The organism is Qipengyuania sp. 902 (assembly GCF_051195295.1).
In the GTDB taxonomy this organism is placed as follows: Bacteria; Pseudomonadota; Alphaproteobacteria; order Sphingomonadales; family Sphingomonadaceae; genus Qipengyuania.
Genome location: NZ_JBNJLJ010000005.1, coordinates 76,234 through 98,662 on the forward strand (window position 1 = coordinate 76,234; position 22,429 = coordinate 98,662).

At 58.9% G+C, this 22,429-nt stretch carries 17 protein-coding genes; 13 read left to right on the forward strand and 4 right to left on the reverse strand.

Annotated elements, in window-relative coordinates:
* The first annotated feature begins 7 nt into the window (after window positions 1-7).
* The 11 genes from ACSH0F_RS14165 (at window position 8) to ACSH0F_RS14215 (ending at window position 14,315) form a co-directional block, all read left to right on the forward strand.
* On the forward strand, window positions 8-727 hold the full coding sequence (locus ACSH0F_RS14165; protein ID WP_225982198.1) for a FadR/GntR family transcriptional regulator: 720 nt from the start codon (window positions 8-10) through the stop codon (window positions 725-727).
* 50 nt (window positions 728-777) lie between these two features.
* Window positions 778-1,920 (forward strand): NAD(P)H-dependent flavin oxidoreductase, encoded by a 1,143-nt coding sequence (locus tag ACSH0F_RS14170; RefSeq protein WP_063511644.1) that lies wholly within the window; start codon window positions 778-780, stop codon window positions 1,918-1,920.
* Between the two features lie 80 nt (window positions 1,921-2,000).
* On the forward strand, window positions 2,001-2,693 hold the full coding sequence (locus ACSH0F_RS14175) for a Coq4 family protein (RefSeq protein WP_063511645.1): 693 nt from the start codon (window positions 2,001-2,003) through the stop codon (window positions 2,691-2,693).
* Window positions 2,690-3,862, forward strand: coding sequence for a thiolase C-terminal domain-containing protein (locus ACSH0F_RS14180; RefSeq protein ID WP_006834186.1), 1,173 nt, complete (start codon window positions 2,690-2,692; stop codon window positions 3,860-3,862). Before ACSH0F_RS14175 ends, ACSH0F_RS14180 begins: the two co-directional genes overlap by 4 nt.
* Window positions 3,859-4,335, forward strand: coding sequence for a Zn-ribbon domain-containing OB-fold protein (locus ACSH0F_RS14185; protein WP_006834185.1), 477 nt, complete (start codon window positions 3,859-3,861; stop codon window positions 4,333-4,335). Before ACSH0F_RS14180 ends, ACSH0F_RS14185 begins: the two co-directional genes overlap by 4 nt.
* 6 nt (window positions 4,336-4,341) lie before the next feature.
* Entirely contained in the window at window positions 4,342-5,592 is a 1,251-nt protein-coding gene (locus ACSH0F_RS14190) for an acyl-CoA dehydrogenase family protein (protein ID WP_063506922.1), read from the forward strand.
* Window positions 5,592-6,683 carry an acyl-CoA dehydrogenase family protein gene (locus tag ACSH0F_RS14195; protein WP_050599567.1) on the forward strand — a complete coding sequence of 364 codons (1,092 nt, stop codon included), beginning with the start codon at window positions 5,592-5,594 and terminating at the stop codon, window positions 6,681-6,683. The genes ACSH0F_RS14190 and ACSH0F_RS14195 overlap by 1 nt, the downstream gene beginning before the upstream one ends.
* Window positions 6,684-6,746: 63 nt before the next feature.
* Entirely contained in the window at window positions 6,747-8,357 is a 1,611-nt protein-coding gene (locus ACSH0F_RS14200) for an acyl-CoA synthetase (RefSeq protein WP_006834182.1), read from the forward strand.
* Window positions 8,354-9,991: a flavin-containing monooxygenase gene (locus tag ACSH0F_RS14205; RefSeq protein WP_067505813.1), complete on the forward strand. Its 1,638-nt coding sequence runs from the start codon at window positions 8,354-8,356 to the stop codon at window positions 9,989-9,991. Before ACSH0F_RS14200 ends, ACSH0F_RS14205 begins: the two co-directional genes overlap by 4 nt.
* The gene (locus tag ACSH0F_RS14210; RefSeq protein WP_050599570.1) at window positions 9,988-10,959 is read left to right on the forward strand and encodes an alpha/beta fold hydrolase; all 972 of its coding nucleotides are present in this window, start codon (window positions 9,988-9,990) and stop codon (window positions 10,957-10,959) included. The genes ACSH0F_RS14205 and ACSH0F_RS14210 overlap by 4 nt, the downstream gene beginning before the upstream one ends.
* 419 nt (window positions 10,960-11,378) lie before the next feature.
* On the forward strand, window positions 11,379-14,315 hold the full coding sequence (locus ACSH0F_RS14215; protein WP_067506363.1) for a TonB-dependent receptor: 2,937 nt from the start codon (window positions 11,379-11,381) through the stop codon (window positions 14,313-14,315).
* Between the two features lie 440 nt (window positions 14,316-14,755).
* Here the strand turns inward: ACSH0F_RS14215 and ACSH0F_RS14220 are convergent, their stop codons facing one another.
* From ACSH0F_RS14220 to ACSH0F_RS14230, 3 genes are read right to left on the reverse strand one after another with little or no spacing between them, the layout of a single operon-like run.
* A complete protein-coding gene (locus ACSH0F_RS14220) occupies window positions 14,756-16,243 on the reverse strand; it encodes an efflux transporter outer membrane subunit (RefSeq protein WP_067506500.1) in 1,488 nt (495 codons plus the stop codon).
* A gap of 37 nt (window positions 16,244-16,280) precedes the next feature.
* On the reverse strand, window positions 16,281-17,834 hold the full coding sequence (locus tag ACSH0F_RS14225; RefSeq protein ID WP_063511168.1) for a DHA2 family efflux MFS transporter permease subunit: 1,554 nt from the start codon (window positions 17,832-17,834) through the stop codon (window positions 16,281-16,283).
* A 3-nt stretch (window positions 17,835-17,837) separates the two neighbouring features.
* On the reverse strand, window positions 17,838-18,965 hold the full coding sequence (locus ACSH0F_RS14230) for an HlyD family secretion protein (RefSeq protein ID WP_063511170.1): 1,128 nt from the start codon (window positions 18,963-18,965) through the stop codon (window positions 17,838-17,840).
* A gap of 177 nt (window positions 18,966-19,142) precedes the next feature.
* On the opposite strand from ACSH0F_RS14230, the gene ACSH0F_RS14235 reads away from it, so the two are divergent.
* Together ACSH0F_RS14235 and ACSH0F_RS14240 are read left to right on the forward strand one after the other, a co-directional pair.
* Window positions 19,143-19,619, forward strand: a complete 477-nt coding sequence (locus ACSH0F_RS14235) for a MarR family transcriptional regulator (protein WP_225082872.1) — start codon at window positions 19,143-19,145, stop codon at window positions 19,617-19,619.
* Window positions 19,592-20,542: an MlaD family protein gene (locus ACSH0F_RS14240; protein WP_082837520.1), complete on the forward strand. Its 951-nt coding sequence runs from the start codon at window positions 19,592-19,594 to the stop codon at window positions 20,540-20,542. Before ACSH0F_RS14235 ends, ACSH0F_RS14240 begins: the two co-directional genes overlap by 28 nt.
* A gap of 199 nt (window positions 20,543-20,741) precedes the next feature.
* Here the strand turns inward: ACSH0F_RS14240 and ACSH0F_RS14245 are convergent, their stop codons facing one another.
* Window positions 20,742-22,391, reverse strand: coding sequence for a recombinase family protein (locus ACSH0F_RS14245; RefSeq protein ID WP_435203769.1), 1,650 nt, complete (start codon window positions 22,389-22,391; stop codon window positions 20,742-20,744).
* Between the last annotated feature and the right edge of the window lie 38 nt (window positions 22,392-22,429).

The following is a 22,429-nucleotide window of genomic DNA, read 5'->3' on the forward strand; positions in this document are numbered from 1 at the left end:
GCCGGCGATGAAGAAGGCCAAGCGTGCCCTTTCTCTTGCGCAAAGCATCGTGAGGGACATCGAGGCGGGTCGCCATAACCCGGGTGACAGGCTTCCGCGCGAGGATGAAATGCTCGCGCGTTACGAGGTTGCGCGCGCAACTTTGCGGGAGGCTTTGCGGTTCCTGGAATTGCAAGGGGTCATCCATCTCCAGCTCGGCCGTGGTGGAGGTCCCGTCGTAGCCCGTCCGCAGACCGGCGATTTTGCAAGCAGTTTGTCATTGATTCTGCATTTCATGGAAGCCGATTTGCGTGGTTTGCTTGAATTGCGCGAAGCAATTGCTCCCGATGTCGCAGGGTATGCAGCCCAGCGTGCAACTACCGCTGATCTCAGCGCGTTGGCAGGGTGTCTGGCGGAATTGAGGCATCATGAAGCCTCTGATCAATTCGAGGAACTTAATCGCAGATTTCACGACTTGTTGGGTTGGGCGAGCGGCAATCCGCTGTTCGGTTTGCTGACCTCTGCGATGCATCTGTTGACCCGCGAGTTTTCCCATTCGCTGGGATATTCGGCACAGGAACGGGCGGTGCAGATGAAGTTTCTGGTGCGGGTGCTCGAGGCAGTGCGGACTGGCGACAGCGCCGCGGCCCGTCAAGCAATGAGCCGGTTGGTGGCCGGCTCTGCCGTCTATCTTTCGGAGCGCAGTCCCGAGCTGGTCTCGCAGCGGGTGCGGTGGGGGCAGCTGTAGAATTTTCAATAGTTTGAGTGTGCGTTTAGGCAAGTGGCTGGAGAGGAAGAATGGCGTTGAAGAGCCGAATATGCGAAATGCTGGGGATCCGGTACCCGATCCTGCTTGCCGGGATGGGCGGAGCGAGCGTTCCGGCGCTGGCGGCTGCGGTTTCGAATGCCGGCGGGCTCGGGGTCCTGGGTGCCGCGGCGTGTTCGCCCGATCAGTTGCGTGACTGGATTCGCCAGACCCGGGAATTGACCGACAAACCTTTCGGTGTCGATACGCTGCTCCCCGCGTCGGTCAGGCGCGGCTCTGCCCCTCAAAGCGGTGCTGCACCCCAAAATCCCATGGATCTGATGGGTGAATATCAGCAGTTCGCGCGCGACTTCATGGATCGTGAAGAGCTTCCGGAGGTCGATGCTGCCGCCGCCATGCGGGCGGCGGGCGCGCCTGAAATGGGCAAGGGCGGCCCGCAGTTGTTCTCGAAGGAATTCTTTGAGGCGCAGATGGAAGTGGTGATCGAGGAAAAGGTGCCGGTTTATGCTGCCGGCCTTGGCAATCCTGAACCCTGGATGGATCGGCTCCATGCCAATGGCACCAAGGTCATGGCGGTGATCGGCAAGGTCAAGCACGCCGAACAGGTCGTCGGGTCGGGCATCGACATGATCGTCGCGCAAGGGCACGATGGCGGAGGTCACAACTCGCCGATCGGGACTATTTCCTTGATTCCCCAGGTGGTCGACGCCGTTGGCGATCGTGTTCCTGTCCTTGGGGCCGGCGGTATCTCGGATGGCCGGGGTGTTGCCGCTGCGATGATGCTGGGGGCAGAGGGCGCGTGGGTCGGCACGGCATTTCTCGCGACCGAGGAAGCGGGCATCGAGCGCTTCCAGAAAGAGGCGATCACCGAAAGCGGCGATACCGATACGGTCGTTAGTCGATCGCTTACCGGCAAACCGGCGCGCATGATCCGGAACAAATGGGCCGACGCCTGGGTGCAGGCCGGAAAGGAACCTCTGCCGATGCCCTATCAGTCGATGATCTCCGGCCCGGTCATGGCCTCCGGGATCAAGGCCGAGCGCAAGGATGTCATCCCCGGCTTCGCGGGGCAAGGCATCGGCCTGATCGATTCGATCCGGCCTGCCGCCGAAGTGATGCGCGACCTGGTCGATGGAGCCGAGAAGGCGTTGGCGTCCGCTGGTATCTACAAGTGAAGCGCAGGAGGCAAGAAGATGGCTTACGCCAAAGGTCATGAATTGCGCCGCCCCGTAGAGCCTCTCAGAGCGCTGGGGCAATGAGGCAGTTGATTGCCGACAAGGAGGATACGGCGCAGGTGTTCCGTATCGTCAAGGCATTGTCGGGCAATTCCTATTATCGGAATTTCAATCGCTTCATGAAGTCGAGCGATGGGCGGCGTATCGCTTCCGACCGGGCCGACCTACTTGAAACCTTGTGCGATCGCAAACGCCTTGCGACCTGTGCGTCTGGCACGCTTGGCCGAGCCTACCTCGATTTTGTTTACGGGGAGGGTCTGACAGCAGAAGGTCTGGCGGAAGCCAGCGAGGCCGGAGGTCTGGAGGACCTCGGCGACCCCGATGTTTCCCTCTATCGTCGGCGCCTTCGCGATTCGCATGACCTGTTTCATGTCGTCACCGGATACGGCAGGGACGCACTGGGCGAATTGTGCGTGCTGTCCTTCGGAAACGCGCAATTCTATAATCACGGGATCGCTTTCATCGTGGGCGTCGGCATTCCCAAGATGAAACTGGAAGCTGCCCAGTTGCCAGTGGCGCGCGCTGCATTTGAAGCGTGGCGCCGGGGCCGGGCTGCAGCCGATCTGACCACCTTCTACTGGGAAGAAAATCTCGATCGTCCGTTGGAGGATGTCCGCCGCGAGTTGCGACTGCGTCCGCCGGAGACCTATCAGAGGGTGCGCGCTCTTTCCGAACAGCTCGAACGCGATTACCAGGCGGTCAGGCAGGCATGAGCTTAAGCGACAAATCGGCCATCACCGGAGTGGGCGAAACCGCTTTCGTGAAAGGCACCGAGAAAACCGCGGTCGACATGATGCTGGAAGCATCGCGCAAAGCCATAGCAGATGCAGGGCTGAAGCCGTCGGATATCGACGGCATGGTTCCTCCGCCGATCTACACCACCTCGGAAGAGATGGCGGCTAACCTCGGTATCGAAGTTCTGCGCTATGCCTCTACGGTCCACATGGGCGGGGCGAGCCCTACCACGGCACTCCAGAACGCCGCGATGGCAATTGCCAGCGGCTTATGCGACCATGTGCTGGTGACGCTCGGGTGGAACGGTTATTCCGCCTTGCGGCCCAAGCCTGGCGCACCGCCGACGCGGCCGATGAACATGAACACCCTGACGAATACGATCCAAGGCTATTACATTCCGTATGGCGTGTTCCTGCCGGTGCAGATGTATGCCTGGCTCGCCACCCGGCACTCCCGAATTTACGATATCGGCCCGGAAGCGATGGCGGCCGTTGCACTGGCGTGCCGTCGCCATGCGCAGATGAATCCGCAGGCCTTCACTTATGGCCGGGAACTGGATGCCGAAACCTACCATTCCGCGCGCTGGATATCCGAACCCTTTCGCCTCTACGATTGCTGTCTGGAGACTGACGGGGCATGCGCAGTCGTGGTTTCGCGAATAGACCGCGCCAGGGACATGCCGCATGTTCCCGTGAGCATCGCCGGTGCGGCTGAAGGGCATCCTTACCCCGCCGACGATATCCCTTCGCGTCCCGACCCCTTCAAGATCGGCCTGAGCTACGCCGCGCCGCGCGCGTTCGAAATGGCGGGGGTCGATCGCGAAGACATGGATTTTCTGCAGATCTACGACTGCTTCACCTACGTGGTTCTCCTTCAGCTGGAGGCCCTGGGCTATTGCGAACCAGGTGGACAGGCAGAGTTCGTCGCGAATGGCCAGATCGAGCTGGGCGGGCGCTATCCCGTCAACACCCATGGCGGCCTGCTGAGCGAGGCCCATGTTTGGGGACTGAACCATGTCGTCGAGGCGGTGCGTCAGTTGCGCCACGATTGTGGGGAGCGGCAGGTCGAAGGCGCCCAGACCGGCCTGGTGACCGGCTGGGGCGATCTGGGTGACGGCAGTATAGCGATTTTGAGGAGGTTTGCGTGAGCGACGAGAAAGATCTGCCGCCCAAGATGCGCCCCTCGGCGCAGGCCGCACCAGCCAAGCCAAAGCCGCGCCCGCAGGATCCGGTGGAGCAGGAATTCTGGAACCGGTGTCAGGACGGCAACCTTTACTTCCAGCAGTGCGAAGGATGCGGCAGTTTTCGGCATTTGCCGCGCTATATGTGCGCCCGATGCGGTTCTCCTGAATGGTCGTGGGAGCGTAGCACCGGCAATGGCACGCTGTTTTCCTGGACGGTGACCCATCAGGCACTGCATCCCGCCTTCGCCGGCGAGATTCCCTTCATCGCTGCGGTGGTGGAACTGGAGGAGGGAGTGCGCATGGCAACCCGGCTGGTCGATTGCGCGCTCGACGAGCTTGAGCTCGATCTGCCGGTCACGCTGGATTTCGAGCCGATCTCCGAAGATTTTCGCCTGCCAGTATTCCGACCCGTCGCGATCGCGCGCGCAGAAGGATAGACCAAGATGGATCTCGACTACGGACCCCAGTATGACGCGTTTCGCGAGGAAGTGCGCCAGTTCCTGCAAACCCACGGTCACCGCGCACCCGATGGCCAAGGCCGTGCCGCGCGCCCTTCCCCCGAAGCCGTCGAATGGCAAAAGCTGTTGATCCTGCATGGTTACACGGCGCGTACGATTCCCAAGGAATACGGCGGATACGGAGCCGAGCCGGACATCCTGAAATCGCGGATCATTGCCGAGGAATTTTCGCGCGCTGGCATCCCCGCAGGCCTTGCGAACCAGGGCATTTCCATGCTCGTTCCCACGCTGCTGGAACTCGGAACCGAAGCCCAGAAACGGCAATGGATCGAGCCGACCCTAAATGGCGAGATAGTCTGGTGTCAGGGATATTCGGAACCTGGAGCGGGATCGGACCTCGCCGCGCTCAAGACCAGCGCCCGCGTCGAAAATGGCGACTTTGTCATCAACGGACAGAAGATCTGGACCAGCACGGCCAAGCAGGCGGACATGATCTTTTGCCTTGTTCGGACCGAACCGGACGCGCCCAAGCACGGCGGCATCTCCTACTTGATCTTCTCGATGGACACACCAGGGATCGAGGTCCGACCACTCAAGACCATGACCGGTCATGCCGAGTTCAATGAAACGTTCTTTACCGACGTGCGGGTTCCCCTGGATCAGATCGTCGGGCAGCGCGGGCAGGGGTGGTACGTGGCCAATGCCACACTGGGCCATGAACGTGGCATGCTGGGCGACCCCGATGCACTGGAAAACCGGCTCCAGGCGCTGGTCAGGCTGATGCAAAAAGAACGCATCGGCCAGGGTTGCGCAATGGACAACGCCGTTCTGCGTGACCGGCTGGTTGCATTGCAAGCCGAAGTCGCGGCGATGAAATTCAACGGCATGCGCATCCTGTCGAACAGCCTTAGGGGGGATGCCGGCGGCATGGCGAAACTTGTCGTGAAGCTGCAGAGCTGTGAGCTCGCCCATCAGATTTCCGCGCTCGCGATCGACGCAATGGGCGAGATGGGCATACTCTATCACGGAAGCGAGCGCGAGCGCGAAGACGGTGCCTGGCAGTGGAACTACATGTTCCAGCTTGGTCTGATCATCGGTGGAGGCACCGCCCAGATCCAGAAGAACATCATCGCCGAACGCGGGCTGGAAATGCCGCGCGAACCCAAGTTCGCAACGCCTCCCGCCGTCGAACAGGCGACGGCCGTTGCAAGCGGGCAGAATAAGGGAGCCGCCTGATGGATTTCGGACTTTCGCAAGACCAAGAGATGCTCTGCGACGCGATCAGCCGCACTCTTGCTGATACTTGTCCGCTCGATCATGTGCGCGAATGCGCGGAGGGCTCGGTTCCCTTCAGCGACAACGTGCGTTCGGCGCTGGGCGAAATCGGCATTTGGGGAATGATGGTTCCCGAGCAACATGACGGGCTCGGGATGACAATGCTCGATGCCGCCGCTGTGGCCGAGCAGCTCGGCTATGCCGTCGCGCCGGTGCCTTTTATCGGTGCCCATGTACTGGCACCCCTTGCGCTGGCACAGGGCGGTAGCGAGGAGTTGAAGGCGCACTGGCTGCCGAGGATAGCGAAGGGCGAGGCGCAAATCGCCGTCGCGATCGCGGAAACGGTGGAGATCCGGGACCGGGCAGGCGTGGACTTCGACGGCGCAAAGCTCGACGGAACGGCTTTGTTCGCGCTCGACTTCCTGGAAGCCGACGCGTTTCTGGTAGCCGATACCGCCGGTCGTATGCACTTCGTAGCTGGCGATGCTGCGGGTCTGGAGAAGGTTGCTCTCAAAACGATCGACCGCACCCGGAGCGTAGGGGAGCTGCGGTTTTCTGGCGTAGCGGGCGAGGCTCTCGCGGACGATGGTGGGGCCACAGTCAGGCGCCTGCGGGACGCCGGCCGGGTGCTCCTGGCCGCCGATAGCCTCGGTGCGGGCCAGGCTATGATCGAAAAAGCGGTCGACTATGCCGGGCAGCGCGAACAGTTCGGACGAGTGATCGGCAGCTTCCAGGCGGTCAAGCATATGTGCGCGGAAATGGCTGCCCGCCATGAACCATGCCGTTCGCTGGTCTGGTATGCCGCCCATGCGTTCGATGCGACGCCCGACGAGGCTTCGCTGGTGGCATGCCATGCCAAATCACATACGGGCGAAGTCCACCGTTTTGTCGCCCGAACCTCAACCGAGGTGCATGGGGGGATGGGTTTTACCGATCTCCTAGGTCTGCATTTCTGGTTCAAGCGAATCGGTTTCGACCGCCAGGTTCTGGGAAGTCCCGAAGCGGTCCGGGCCGAAGCAGCGGCCTTGCAGGGGTGGACGCAGGTCGCATGAGACGATGAATTAGGCGCACGCTACCGACAAAATCGTGGCCACCAAGGAGAGAGGAATTAATACGTGATCGACTGGAACCTTGGCGACATCCTTGATGCAATCGAACCTGCGGTCCCGGAAGATGCTCCGGCGCTGATTCACGGCGACCGGATCATTAGCTGGCCCGAAATGTCGAAGCGTTCGAACAATTTGGCGCGCAATCTGCGCGCGCAAGGTGCAGGCGACGGGGCGAAGATAGCCTTCTACATGCGCAACCGTTCCGAATACGGGGAATTGATGGCCGCGTGCTTCAAGGGCCGCCTCACGCACGTGAACATCAATTATCGTTACCGTCCCGAGGAGGTTTTCTACATCTTCGACGATTCCGATAGCGAGGTAATTGTTTACAGTTCCGAGTTCCGCGACTGCATTCTTGAACTGAAGGAACGGTTGACCAAGGTTCATACATTTGTAGAAATCGGCGATGCTTCGCAGATCGCTTCCTTCGCGCTTCCTTACGAAAAACTTGTAGAAGGTAACGGCGCGCCTCTCGATATCGAGCGTTCTCCCGATGACCTGCTGTTCATATATACAGGCGGTACCACCGGCATGCCCAAGGGCGTGATGTGGCGACACGATGATATGCGCAAGGCTCAGCTCGACGCGCAAAAGCTGCTGGGTCCGGTTCCCCAGACCATGGAGGAAATGGTGGCCCTGGTGAAGCAGGGCGAGCTTGCGCGCATCACTTTGCCGGCGTGCCCGCTGATGCATGGAACCGGGTTCATTACTGCTATCGGCACGCTCATGTCGGGCGGGGCCATCGTCACGCTGTCCGATCCATCCTTCGACGCGGAAGAATTGTGGGATGCGGTGGACCAGCACAAGGTGCAGAGCATCGCCATTGTCGGTGACGCTTTTGCCAAACCCATGCTGCAGGCGCTGGACGCCCACCCGAAGCGCTGGGACACGAGCAGCCTGATTTCGATCATCTCGTCCGGCGTCATGTGGAGTAAACAGGTAAAGGCGGGCCTGTGCAAACATATCCCCCAGGTCATCCTCATGGACAGTTTTGGCGCTTCGGAAGGGCTGGGCTACGGCTTGTCGGTGACGACCGCACAGGGCGGCACCAACACCGCGAAATTCGGGATCGGGGAATTTTGCGACGTATTCGACGAGAACGACCGGAAGGTCGAGGCGGGGAGCGGCGTGCCCGGCTTTATTGCCCGCAAGGGCGCAATCCCCACAGGATACTACAAGGACCCGGAAAAGTCGGCCAAGACTTTCAGGACGATCGATGGCGTGCGTTACTCCATCCCGGGCGACTGGTGCCGGGTGGAATCCGATGGAAGCCTGACCTTGCTGGGCCGCGGCAGCGTCTGCATCAACACCGCAGGTGAAAAGGTTTACCCCGAGGAGGTGGAGGAAGTGCTCAAAACCCATCCCGCCATTGCCGACGCGCTTGTCGTCGGGGTGCCTGACGAAAAATGGGGCGAAGCGGTGACCGCTGTGGTGCATTTGACCCAGGATGCGGACTTCGACGCGCAAGCGATCAAGGATCACGTGCGCCAGCAACTGGCAGGTTACAAAACGCCCAAGGCGATTTGCCCAACGCAAACCGCCTTGCGCGCGTCAAACGGCAAGGCGGATTATACTACGGCTAAAGACATCGCGAAAGCGGGTGCCGGGGCCTCGTGAGCCATTCGCCCCCTCCTGACTATGATGTCGTAATCGTCGGGGCCGGGTTCAGCGGAATATACCTGCTTTACAAGCTGCGTCAGGCGGGGTTCGATGTTCTGCTGGTAGACGCAGCGGAGCAGCCGGGCGGAATCTGGTACTGGAACCGCTATCCGGGAGCACGGGTCGATTCCCAGGTTCCACTTTACGAATTTTCCATTGCGGAAGTATGGAAAAGCTGGACGTGGAGCGAACGATTTCCAGGCTGGGAAGAACTGCGCGCCTATTTCCTCCACGTCTGCGATACGCTCGACCTCTGGCCGGCAATGCGAATGAAAACACGGGTCGAAAGCGCGCCGTTCGATGAAGACACCGCCTGCTGGCGATTGAAGCTCGACGATGGCGGAAAAGTAAGCGCGCGTTTCCTCTTGCCGGCGCTGGGGTTCGCCTCGAAACCCTACATTCCCGATATCCCGGGCCTTAGCGATTTCGAAGGCGAATGGTGCCATACCGCCCGCTGGCCGCAGGAAGGCATCGACCTTTCCGGCCGCCGGATCGCCCTGATCGGCACGGGTGCCAGCGGCGTACAGGTGGCGCAGGAGGCGGCAAGCTGTGCGGAGCAGCTGACGCTTTTTCAGCGAACCCCGATTCTCGCCCTTCCCATGCGGCAGGAAAAACTGGACGCTGATCGTCAGCTTCGCGAAAAATCCGAATATCCCGCTGTCTTCCAGAAAAGGCTTACGACAAGTGGCGGTTTCGAATGCCAATCGCTGGACATCTCGGCCCTGGCTGTGACCGAGGAAGAGCGGACTACGCATTTCGAGGATTTGTGGCAGCGAGGAGGGTTGCGCTTCTGGTATCATAATTTCGCTGACATACTGACGAACGAGGACGCCAATCGCCACGCCTACGAGTTCTGGCGTGACGAGGTGCGCGAGCGGATCTGCGACCCGACCATTGCCGAGAAGCTCGCTCCCGATGAGCCGCCACATCCCTTCGGGACCAAGCGACCATCGCTCGAACAGAATTATTACGAGATCTTCGCACAAGACAATGTGACGCTGGTCGATCTGAACGACACCGCGATCACTCGCGTCACCGAGGCCGGGATAGAAACAGCCACTGGCATGATCCCGTGCGATCTCATTGTCTTCGCGACCGGCTTCGATGCCGGTCGTGGCGGGCTCATCGACATGAACATCACCGGCCGCGGTGGGCTGGCGCTGGCAGAAGCATGGAAGAGTGAGATCAAAGCCTATCTGGGCATGGCCGTCGCCCAATTTCCGAACATGCTGTTCGCCTACGGCCCGCTCAGCCCTTCAGGCTTTTCCAACGGTCCGACAAGCGCCGAAATCCAGGGTGACTGGATCTGCGATTTCCTGATCTGGCTGCGCGATAACAGGATCGGCCTTTTCGAAGCCGATGCGCTGGCCGAGCGAAGCTGGACCGATATGGTCGCCCAAGTAGGGTCGATGACGCTCTTCCCCAAGGCTGAATCGTGGTACATGGGCGCCAATATTCCCGGCAAACCCCGACAACTGATCAATTTCCCCAGCGTATCTGGTTACGCCGATCTATGCCACGATGTCGCACGGCACGATTATCGTGGTTTTATCAGGAATACACTATCCGGTATGGAGACTGCGCCGAAATGAATGAAATGAAACCAATCCACGACGGGTCAACAGATATTGATCCCGTATGGGCCGGCGACGGGGCGGATATACCCGAATGGTTCGCCTGGGCGCTGAGCGTGCCCCGTGAGGAAGGCTTCGTAGAGGTTGGTGGCGCGCGGGTGCATTATCTTCGCTGGGGCAGGCGTGACCGGCCCAAATTGCTCATGACTCACGGTTTTCTCGCCCATGCCCGCTGCTTTGCCTTCATCGCACCGTACCTTGCCGAAGACTACGACGTGGTGGCGTTCGATCTGGCCGGTATGGGCGATAGCGAGATGCGCGGCGTGGCCGATATAGCTGCGCGGGGAAAGGAATTTGTCGAGATCAGCGAAGCGCTCGATTTGTTTGCGGATGGAAGCAGACCGACGATCATCGCCCATAGCTTCGGCTCGGGTGCAGCGCTGACCGCCGTTTCCCAATCGCCGGATGCCTTCGCCGGCGTTATTGTCTGCGATCTCATGGTGATGCGGCCCGAAAAGCTGGAGAAATACTGGACCATGGGCAGATCGAGCCCCGGGTCGGGTAATCCTGACAAACCGGTGCGACGCTACCCCACCTACGAAGCGGCGCGCGAGAGGTATATCCTGTCGCCGCCGCAGGCAGTTGGTGAGCCGTTCCTGATGGATTACATGGCCTATCACTCTCTCCGCCGCGATGGCGAGGAGTGGACATGGAAGTTTTCTCCCGAAGTGTTCCGGCGCAGCAACAAGCCCGACGAATGGCTGACAGTAGGCCAGAGGCTGGTCGATGCGCCCGGGCGCAAAGCGATTGTGTACGGCGAGAAAAGTCAGCTCTTTGATCGCGATTCCGCCCGCTATATCCGGGAACTGGGAGGGGGAAAGATACCAATTGTTGCAGTGCCCGATGCACGCCATCATCTCATGCTGGATCAGCCGCTCGCGTTCGTCGCTGCGCTTCGGGCGGTACTGGCCTTTTGGAGCCTCTGAGATCCCCCATACTAAGAGGCTGGTTCCTGGTCAGAGGCCAGCGAGATGGGGGCAAAGGGCGTTCATATTCATCTTGTACTATATCCGAACCATTGTCGCCGTCGGCACGACGAACGCTTCGTTGGTCTCGATGCCAGCTGGGGCAAAAGCTTTATCGGGAGCAACTCGCTTAGCGCGCCAACCATTGCTGATCTTTAGCAAACGTTCACTCCGCGTGCGATCTGGATCGTGGCCCATGGGGTCAAAAGATAAGGCGCTTTACTAATATCACGCGGACGTATATGCCCATGGACGGGGATTGGGCTAATTCTTTCCCTCTCCTCTCCACAGACTAAGGGGCGACCCTCGAGGTCGCCCCATTTTGCAGTAAGCGGCGGAGCCAATTATCGTCGCACTGAAGAGATGGGAAGGGATGCTATATGACACTGAGAGCGATGGTGCTCGCCACTTCGGCCATCTTGGCTTGGCCGCAGATGGCTTTAGCGCAGGATTCCACAACTGATGAGGCGGAACCCCAAGGATCCGTAATCATCGTGACGGCCCAACGCCAATCTCAAAGTCTGCAAGAGGTGCCGATCGCGGTCAGTGCCTTCGATGCTACGGCTCTCGAAAGCCAGCAGATCGAAAACGCTGCTGACCTTCAATTGACGCTCCCGAACGTCTCATTTTCGAAGGGCAACTTCACCGGGTCGTCCTTCACCATCCGTGGTATCGGCGATCTTTGTGTTGGTGTGACGTGTGACGCAGCGACGGCTATCCATATCAATGGTTCCCCTCTTTTTGGTACCCGGCTGTTCGAAACAGAATATTTTGACCTTGAGCGAATTGAGGTCCTACGGGGGCCGCAGGGCACCCTCTTCGGCCGCAACGCTACCTCGGGTGTTGTCAACCTTGTGACAGCCAAGCCTGACCTCGGTTCTTTCGGCGCGGCCGGAGAGTTCGAGTATGGGAATTACAACAGCATCAAGGCCGAGGGGGTGGTCAATGTCCCGATCGGCGATTCTATCGGCGTTCGGGTAGCCGGATTCTTTCTGAATCGCGACGGTTACACCACAAACCTTTTCGACAATTCGGATGTCGACGACCGAGACATGTACGCTGTTCGTGGTTCTCTTCGTTTTGAACCCGGTGCCGATACCACTCTCGACTTCATGGCATATTATTTCAGGGAAGATGACACCCGTTTACGTAATCAAAAGCAGGCCTGCCAGCGTGACCCGCTCGGCGTGCTGGGTTGTCTGAACAATCGCCGCGACTTTGACATCACCAATGCCAATTCCACAGTCGGCGCAACGCTCAGTTCGCAAGAGTTCTTCGCTATTCAGGGAATTCCCTCAGTACTGGGATTGGGAAGCCTGTACGGCCCCGATGCATTTGCAGGATTCGATAAGCCCGACGATGTGCGCACGGTAAACACGGCGTATACTCCATTCTATTTTGCCGATGAAGTGCAGCTACAGGCCCGTCTCGAGCAGCGCATCGGAGCTATGACACTGACTGCAACCGGTCTTTATCAGGACACCGAAGTCGATTCCCGGCAGGACTACTTTCTGGGCATTCAGGATCGTACCGCCTTTGCTACGGCCTTGAACGTGTTGTCCGGCTTCGCGGCCAACGGTTTGCCTACCGGCCTCCCCGCACCTGCACCGGCGTTCGTGCCAGGTTCGTCGGCGTATTTTACCCCGATTGTGGAGGCTCTCATCCCCAATGGCCCAGGGGGCGTATTGTGCACCTCCGATAACGATGATGGGAACAGGGGCGCGTTCGAAGGTAATGTATTGTGCGGCGAAACGCCGCTATCCTTCGACAGGTCTTCAGAGCAACGCGAATCCTGGAGCGGCGAAATCCTCCTTTCCAGTGATTTCGACGGAGCATTCAATTTCCTGCTCGGAGGGATCTATGCAAAGTCCAAGACTACCGACAACAGTTACTATGTAAACTCATTCGCGCTTGACTACGCCAGTGCCATTCTGGGATCGTTTGGTACTTTGGCAGGCGGTGCACCGCCATCCTACTTCGCAACATCCATGTACCGCAACAATTCTCTCGAGGCTAATCTTGAGAGCTTCGGTGTGTTCGGGGAGATCTACGTCGACCTGACCGAGCGTCTGACCTTCACCGGAGGTTTGCGGTATAACGACGACAAGAAAGACGTGACTGCGCGCACGACCTTGATTAGCTTCCTCAATCCTTACGCGAATGACGGGGAGCCGTTCGACAGCCCGATCACTCCCTTAACCGGTCCCTCTGGTCTTTTTGATGCCGATCCTGGTACGCCAGGTGAGCAGCTGACGCAATTTAGAGAAGTAGGTTTCGATGAAATAACCGGGCGTGCGGTGCTCGACTACGAAGTTACGCCTGACAATTCGATTTACGCATCTTATGCCAGGGGCTATAAATCCGGGGGTATCAACCCGCCCCTTTCGCCCGTTTTCGATGTGGCTGAAAGCTTCGGATCAGAAACCATCGACGCATTTGAAATCGGATCGAAAAATACCTTTGCGAATGGCGCACTGCAATTAAACGCTACTGCATTCTACTATAAGTATAGCGGGTTGCAGCTTAGCCGCATCGTCGCCCGTACCTCAGTTAATGATACTATCGATGCCGATATCTGGGGTGTGGAACTAGAGTCCGTTATCCGGCCCGATCCCGATTGGCTTGTCAACTTGACGTTCAGTTATCTCAACGCGGAAGTTGCCGGCGACCAGTTCTTCTCCAATCCGCGCGACCCGGGTGGCGGCGATCCTGATGCCGTCATCATCAAGGATATCAGCAACGGTGCTAATTGTGCCGTAACCGGGCCAGCCCCCGGCGTGGCCGACGCATTCGTCGCCGGAGTGAACGCAGCTCTGGGTCTTCGTGGTCCCGAAGAATTTCCTAACGACGGCAATCTTGCGTCAAGCGGCGCATTCAGCATTTGCGATGTCTTGGCCGGAGCCGTTCCGGCGGGCAGCGGCCTTGCGGTATTAAGCCCTGGCGTAGAGGTCAACTTAAAAGGGAACAAGTTGCCGCAGGCCCCCGAAATGAAGGTTTCGATGGGTGTGCAGTACACCGCCACTTTCGACAATGGCATGACTCTGGTTCCTCGCGTGGACGTAGCGCTGACTGGTGAGCAATACGGCAATATCTTTAACGGCAGGGTCAACCGGATCGAGCCATTCGTGCAAGCCAACGCGATCGTGCAGTTGAACAGTGCGGATGAGCGTTGGTTCGTGCGCGGATTTGTTCAGAACATTTTCGACAGCAGCTCGGTGACAGGCTTGTACTTGACCGACGCATCCTCGGGGAATTTTACCAATATCTACACTTTGGATCCTCGTAGATATGGTGTTGCTTTGGGGTTCAGTTTCTAACAGGTCCAGATCGTGTTGGCGGGGAGATTGGTGGTCCTCCCAACGACCCGAACGGACAGTGCCAGCTAGTTCGTATTTCGACCCATGACTTTATAGCTTTTCCAGAGCGGCGTAATGCTCGATGACCGCCTCGTAAGCCTACCGACAAGGCGGTCATCGAACCGGCCAAATGCGAGCTGCACTCGAAATGCTTTTACGATCGCTCGTTGATGTCGCTACGAGATGCTCGCGGAAAGCTTAAGGCCTTACATAGATACGACAATGAAGAGTCACCGAATAGTGCAATCGGGATATCCGATGGTGATACTGGCAAACGCACTCTGCGAAAGGCGGAAACATGCTGACCCCTATGATCCAAGATTGGGTCAAAGTGCACGAGGTGCTGACGCGTTAGGAAAAGTTGGAAGGGGCTGCGGGGCAGACTTCTGAGAAAACTTATCCTAACTCTGTTCAGGTTTCATAACTGATTTTCGATCGACCGGAGCAGGCTCAACCGACGTGCGATTGTCGCGAGACAATTCGACCCATCCCAACCCAAGCGACTTCTGGATCGCGATCCAGCCATTTGTCATGGCGGCGATCGCCCGATCGAGATTTGCTCTGGCCTGTTCGCGCTTGCGGATCGAAGTGTTGAGTTCGCCTTGCGAGATTACCCCCGCGGCGCGGCGTTGCTCGTTAAGCTCCGCAGCCGTGTCGGCCTGTCGACTGATCTGCGCCAGCGCGGCTACGTTGGCTCTTTGTTGCCCGAACCGGGCAAGCGATTGTTCGGCGTCGCGCAGTGCGCCAAGGACCACTTCAACATAACGCGCTTCGGCCTCGTCGCGCGCACTCTCGGCCTGATCGATCGATGCTGCCGTGCGGCCGAAATCAAGCAGGTTCCACTGTAGCCGCGGCAAAGCGATTGCCGATAAGTTGCCCGGGTCCAGGATGTCGTCGGGCTCCGATCCGCCCAAACCGAGAATCCCCATGAAGGAAATCTTGGGGAAGCGAGCAGCCTCTGCCACGCCAATCCGCGCATTCGCCGCGGCCAGCATGCGTTCGGCGGCTCGAACATCCGGCCGCCGCGCTATTAGCGCTGCGGGATCGCCCACCGCGACCCGTTCGGGGGGAAGCGGAATTTCGGCCTGAGCCGCCAGGAGCCCGTCGAGTGCGCCGGGCGCTTCGCCCGTCAGCACCGCGAGCGTGTCTTTGAATACATCGATGTCCGCTTGAGCTTCCGCGATCTGCGACTTGAGCAGTTCGAGCTCGGCGTTCGCGTTACCGACCGGGAACAGCGCGAGAGCGCCCTGTGTATAGCGCTGATAGGTCAATTCGAGAATTTGCTGCTGCAAGTCGCGCTCTCGCTGGACAAGCTCGAGCCGCCCTTGCGCTTCTCGCAGGCTCACATACGCCCGCGCGATTTCGGCGGCGAGCTGGACTTTCGCATCCTCGGCGTTCGCCACCGAGGCCGCAGCCTGAGCGTTAATGGCCTCGACACGCCGTGCCTGCCCCCCAGCGAAATCGATCTCCCAGTTTGCGTTGAGCCCGAGGTTGTAGACGCTGAGGCTGTCCTGCTCTTCGGTGTCTGCAGGAGCGCCGGGCGATCCCGGGGGCGGGCCGCTGCCGATATCTAGCCCTGGGATATTCGCCTGGACCGCAGTCGCCTGCGCAGCCACGGCGGGTAGCCGGTTGGCGCGCTCCTGGCGGACAGAAGCCCTTGCCTGTTCGATGCGAGCGCGCGCTGCGGCCACGCCCGGATTGCCGGCCAGCGCACGCGCCTCAAGTTCATTGAGAACCGGATCGCCGAGCAGCGTCCACCAGTCGCCGGCAATCGGCGCCAACGGATCGATTTCGGGGCCGGCCCGTACGAACGCATTGCCTGCGTCGGTCGCAAGTTGCGGGGGGCCGGCATAGTCGGGACCGGACATGCAACCCGCGAGGAGCGCCATGGGAGCGAGGAGGGTTAGGGTCTTGCGCATAGAGTTCTCAGTGCATCGAAAGGGATAAGTTCTTCGGGAGAGGCTTGAGGAACAGTACCAGCGGCACCGTGACCAGGGTAATCGCGCCCATGGCGAAAAAGACATCGTTGTAGGTCATCACGAACGCATCGCGCTGAATGATGCCGGAAAGCATCTCCAGCGCGGCCTGTGGATTGCCCAACGACGCCGTCATGGTGTCCAGGTATTCCTGTAGCCGGGGGCTGTTGGCGTTGAGAGTTTCTTCCATCCGCCGACTATGATGCCACAGGCGCTGGTCCTGGAACGAAGCAAGCCCGGCGAGCGCGAAAGAGCCCCCTAGGTTTCGCGCCGCGTTGAAGATGCCCGAAGCATCGCCGGCATCCTCCTTGGCAACCGAAGCTACCGTCGCCTGGTTGAGGAACATCATCGTGAGGATCATGCCGATGCCGCGCAGGAACTGGCTTTCGGTGAACACTCCACCTCCCGATTCCGCTGTCAGATTTATGCTGACGAAACAGCTTAGCGCCATGATGAACATGCCCGCGCCGACCGCAATGCGGATGTGAATCCTGCGGATCATGAACGGGAGAACGGGCATCAACAGGAAAGCCGGAACGCCCATCCAGAAGATCACAAGTCCGGTCTGCAAGGCATTATAATCGGAAATTATCGCGAGAAATTGCGGGATCACGTAGGTCGAGCCATACATGACCATGCCAAGCGCCAGTGCCATCACCACGACGCTGGCAAACTGCCTGCTGAGCATCAGGCGCAATTTGAGCACGGGTTTGCGCGCGTAAAGCTGTCCGTAGGTCAGAAGTGCAAAACCCACGACCGTCATCAGTGTGAGCTGGACGATCAGCGTGGAATCGAACCACTCCTCACGGTGGCCTTCTTCCAGAACGATGGTCAGCCCACCCAACCCAAGGATCATACCAGCTATTCCCGCCCAATCAGCCTCGCGCAGGTAAACCCAGTCGGGCTTTTCATGGGGTAACCCGATGAATAGTAAAGCAAGGAGCAACGCGCAGACGGGCACGTTGACGAAGAAGGCGTAGTGCCAGCTCAGGTTCTCGGTAAGCCAGCCCCCCACCAACGGGCCCATTACCGGCCCAAGAACCACGGTCATTCCGAAGAGCGCCATGCCAATCGGCTGTTGCGATGGAGGCAGTCGCTTTGCGACGATGGTCATGGCGGTTGGAATAAGCGCGCCGCCCATGAACCCTTGACCGGTGCGACCGATGATCATCGTCGTCAGATCGGTGGCAATGCCGCACAACACCGAAAAGGCCGTGAAGGCAGAAACCGCGACGATGAGCAGCGTGCGAAGGCCGAGCAGTCTTTCCAGCCACGCGCTCAGAGGGATGATGATGATCTCGGCAACAAGGAAGGCTGTCGCGATCCAGGTGCCTTCGGTTCCGGTCGCGCCGATTTCCCCCTGGATCGTCGGCAGCGCCGAATTGACGATCGAGATGTCAAGCGTTGCCAGCATCGCCCCCAGCGCACCGGCGGCTACGGCGATCCAGGCCGTAGCATCGGCCTTTTCGACCGGCGGCGAAACCGCTGCAGCGGCGCCTGCCATCGGTCAGTCTCCGGCCGCGTTGCGGATCGAATCGAGTTGGTCTCTAGCGGCGCGCGTATCGACACTCGCGACAACAGACATGCCCGGCACCAGCAGACGCAGGATCTCGGGCGAAGCCTGAATGGATATGCGCACCGGGACGCGCTGAACGATCTTGGTGAAATTACCCGTCGCGTTCTGTGGCGGAAGGATTGAGAATTCTGCCCCGGTCCCGGGGGCGATGCTTTCCACTCTTCCTAATAGCTCGAGGTCCGGCAGCGCGTCGATTTCCAAGGTGACGGGTTGCCCCGGGCGGACAAGTCCGAGCTGCGTTTCCTTGAAATTTGCTGTCACGTAGAGGCGGTCGGTCGGTACGAGGCTCATAAGGCGTTGGCCAGGCTGGACAAATTGTCCAGGTCGGACCGTGAGGTCACCCACCCGCCCGGAAATACTGGCCTGGAGCGTGGTCGATGACAGGTTCAGACGGGCGGCCTCGAGTTGCGCACGAGCGGCGTTGGCTTGCGAATTGGCCTGGTCTATCTGCTCGCTAAGCGTGTTCTGTCGGCGCTGTGCCGCCGTGAGCGCGGCGCGCGCTGCCGCGACTTGAGCCTGCGCTTCTCTGGCCTGGGCCTCCAGCTGATCGAGCCTCTCGCGCGGCTCCGCTCCCGAAGCGGCAAGGGGGCGGTACCGGACAACCTGCTCAGCAGCGAGACCAGCCTGTGCAGATGCTGCTGCGAGCTGTGCACGGGCCTGGGCAATTGCCGCGTCCTGCTCTTGTTGCTGGGCGCGTACCGTATCTGCTCCGGCGAGCGACGCGGCGATCTGGGCTTCGACCTGGTTCGTTTGGGCACGATAATCTCGCACGTCCAGCTGGACAAGTGCATCGCCCGACGCGACCGTTTGATTCTCCGTCACTAATACGCGCTCGACGTAGCCCGCAATTTTGGGGGAGATGATGACGCTGTCGGCGGCAATATAAGCGTTGTCGGTGGACTGCTGGAATCTGCCGTACGTCTGATGATTGTAATACCAGTAGCTCCCGGCGAGCAGGACCAGAATGCCGGCGATCAGCAGACCCAGCCGGACCCGCGGACTGGACAACCCCGTCGGACGTGCGCCTTCATCGCTAGCCCCTGCTGTCTCGTCCGCCATGATTATTTCGCTCCTCGCCATCGTTTGAGCCGCTGCGCGAGCGATATAGCGGCCAAAACAAAATGCGAAAGTCCTTTACTATTTTTCTCCGATCGATAGGAATGTCTCATGCCAGAAGATGAGGGCACTCTCGCACTCGACAATGTCATCACCCACGATGATCGAGCGATCTTCATGATGGACCAGATCAGCCGCGCCGCGCGCAAGGCATTCGATGACCGAGCACAGCCGCTGAGCCTCAATCGTACGCAGTGGCGTGTGTTGGCGCAGCTCATCAGAGCTCCTGCCCTGAACCAGACGGACATCGCCAGGAGACTTGAAATCACATCCTCCAGCAGCGGCCTGGAAGACATGACGCCTTCGCGCTTGAGTGACCGGACGCGGCTTGCGCAAGTCATAGCAATATTCGGTCGCCACGGGCGGGGCGGCATCACGCCCGTGTTGGGACTAGGCCGATCTCAAACCAAAACACATTCGACGCGCCCGGATGCCCCGCTCGTGGCGATTGCGCCAGGGGACGAACCTCGGTCATGTTCTATAGCGGACAACCGAATGGAGCATGCGGGACGCGAACTTTCATTGCACCGGCCCTCTGCCGGACGAACAAACCGCTGGCGGCGTGCTAGATGGAAACTAACGCAAACTTCTCCCTAGTGGCGTGGATCGTTGGCATTCTGATGCTTACGACCATCGCTTTCGCGATGTGGCTAATCGATCCCAGACCAAATCAGGAAACATATCAGATCAAGTTTGATCGCTCCGTGGAAGGCCTTCAGTCGGGATCGACTGTAACACTATTGGGAGTCCCTGTGGGACAGGTAACATCGGTCCGTCTGGCGGAAAATGAACCGGAAAACGTGGTCGTTGTTCTGACTCTCGATCCTTCTGCGGCGAAAGTCCACGGCCTTGAAGCGACAATCAGCACGGATCTGATAACTGGAGAGGCTGCGCTCGTGCTCGAGGGCCGACGGGGTCGTGAGGGCATTTACACCGACAAGTCAGGAAAAAAGATCATTCCCGCCGCGGACGAAACCGGACTATTGGGGAGGGATGCGACCGCCACTGTAGAGACCGTGGCAAATAGCATTCGCGCTCTGAACGAAGGACTGGAGCCAGAAAAGCAACGGGTGATCACCTCCGATCTTGTCCGGCTTCGAGTCACGACGGCCGCACTCGCATCGGACGCCGAAGGTTGGGACGAACGATTGGCCTCAACAAAAGGAAGATTGTTAGACTTAGGGCAAAGGGTTGGTGGATGGGGAAATAATCTTCGAGATGCAGATCGGCGGATCTCAGGGCGGAGCGCTTCTGCTATCGCGCAACTACGCCTTCGCCAATTCAGGGAGGGGGTGCAGAACGCTGAAAACAAACTTTCCCAGATAAGGAGTGGCATTCCGGCGGTCGAAGATTCTTTGGTTGAAGGTGAAACGGACCTTCGCGAACTTAGTCGCGAACTTGCTCCTCTCAGTGAAAAAATCGAAGATATTCAGGTTGAGGGAATTACATCAAATCCTCCCCTCCCAGACTATCGGCCAAAAAGAAGAGAAGCTGGAACGAATATCGATGATTTAAAGTAAACCGAACGGATGACTGCTTCCGGGCAGAGCGCGCAGCCCGTAAAATAGCGGAGATTGGAGCGCAAAGCGGATAACGACCTACTCCGCGGTCAAGTTTGAAATTGAAATTCCGAGTCCTAAAAAAGGCATCGAACCAATACATTAGAGGGATTTTGCGGGCCTTTTGCGGGCTTTTCAGCTTGACCGAAATATCTAAACATCAGAAATTAAACGGAAAAGAAGTTCGAATGTGATGCCTCTTCTGGCACCATTTCCGGTCAAAGGTGGGCAATCCACCCTTCGACCGCGCGACTGCAGCAACTCCATGCTCAAGCGCTGCGGTCTCGCCCTTAATCTCAATCATGGATCCAATCTGAATGCGGCTGATGAAAGCTCGCGCGATGCGCTGCTTCACGTCGCTATCGCCGTGGATGAGGTTCTGGCGAATGATCTTTCCGAAATTGCGAACAGCAGTCGGCGTGATCCGGGCTGGTCCTCGATCCAGCTGCTGGCGCAGCACTTTCGCGGTGCTGTTCAGACTATCAATTTCCGCCTTTCGCTCCTTGATCCGCAAAGCGATGTCCGGATCACGGGCGGAGATCGTGCCGATCTCGATCCCATCGTGTAAGTTGGAAAGCCGCTTACGTGCTTCGGCGATCCTCTCTTCGCACTGTTGAAGTTCAAGCTGCTTGCGCTTGCGAGCCTCGTCGGATGTGTCGAGGACGCGACCGAGCAAACTCTCGAGTTTGTCTTGATCAAAGATCTTTTCGACAATCTCTCCCATAACGAGCGGGTCGAGCTTGTCCGTGCGCACATTAGGGCAGCGACAGGAGGAAGCGCCGCGGTTCGTGCGTTCATTGCACTTGTAGTAGCGATATCTACCGGAGCCTCCGGTCGCGACGGTCATTCCCGCACCACAGTTTGGCATGGCGCAGTGGGTGAGGCCGATCAGCAGCGTGGGACCGTTGACGATGCGCGGAGCAGTGGTTCTCGGAGCGCGGGTGGCGCGAAGGGCGGCCACGTGATCGAAATTCTCTTTCGATATAAGCTGAGGGCATTTGACCATGGTCCACTCAGCTTCCGGCAAAAGATTTCCCCGCTCGTCGAACTTGTTGCCCGGAAACTCTCCCAAATAATGAGGCCGCGAGAGGATGCCCGCGATGTTCGAGTTGTGGAACTTGCCGCCACGACGCGTATAGCCGTGCTGATTCAGATATTCAGCAATCGCTCGGCCTCCCATCGGAGTTCCGTCGATACCGAGCCTTGCGAGGTCGAAGATCTTGCGAACGATCAGCGCCTCTTCCTCGTTGATAAAGAGTTTCTTCTTTTCTTTCTTCCCTCTGATTTCCACCGTGCGAGATTCGTAACCGAGCGGAACGGTTCCGCCTGGCCAGAACCCCTCTTCGGCAGTGCCCCTGAGACCCCGGCGAGTATTCATTGACGCCTTCACAATCGCGTCTTGGTCCTGCCAACCGGTCAGCAACTGGTGGAGCATGCCAAAATGGCTTTCTTCGAAGGTCTGGTAGGCAAACAGACATTTAACGCCGGCTCGTTTCAGTTGCCCTTGGGTGGTAACAATCAATTCAACATCGCGTGCGAGGCGCGCCATGTCGGCTGCAACGACAAAGTCCACCGGATGGTCATCACCCGTGGCCAAGAGCATCATCCGGTTGAACTCAGGCCTTTTCCAGTCCGAGCCGGAAAGGCCAGGTTCAACGAAGATTTCGATGAGCTCGATTCCCTGCTTGTCACAGTAGTTCTGCAGGTCGACTTTCTGCTGACGCAGAGAGGTTTTGTGCTCCGCTTGCTCGCTCGTGCTGACGCGGACATATCCGAATGCGCGCTTCTTCCTCGAATTTTCAGCGATCATTCTGTGCACCTCCGTCATGTCCGGCCGTCGTTCCTAGA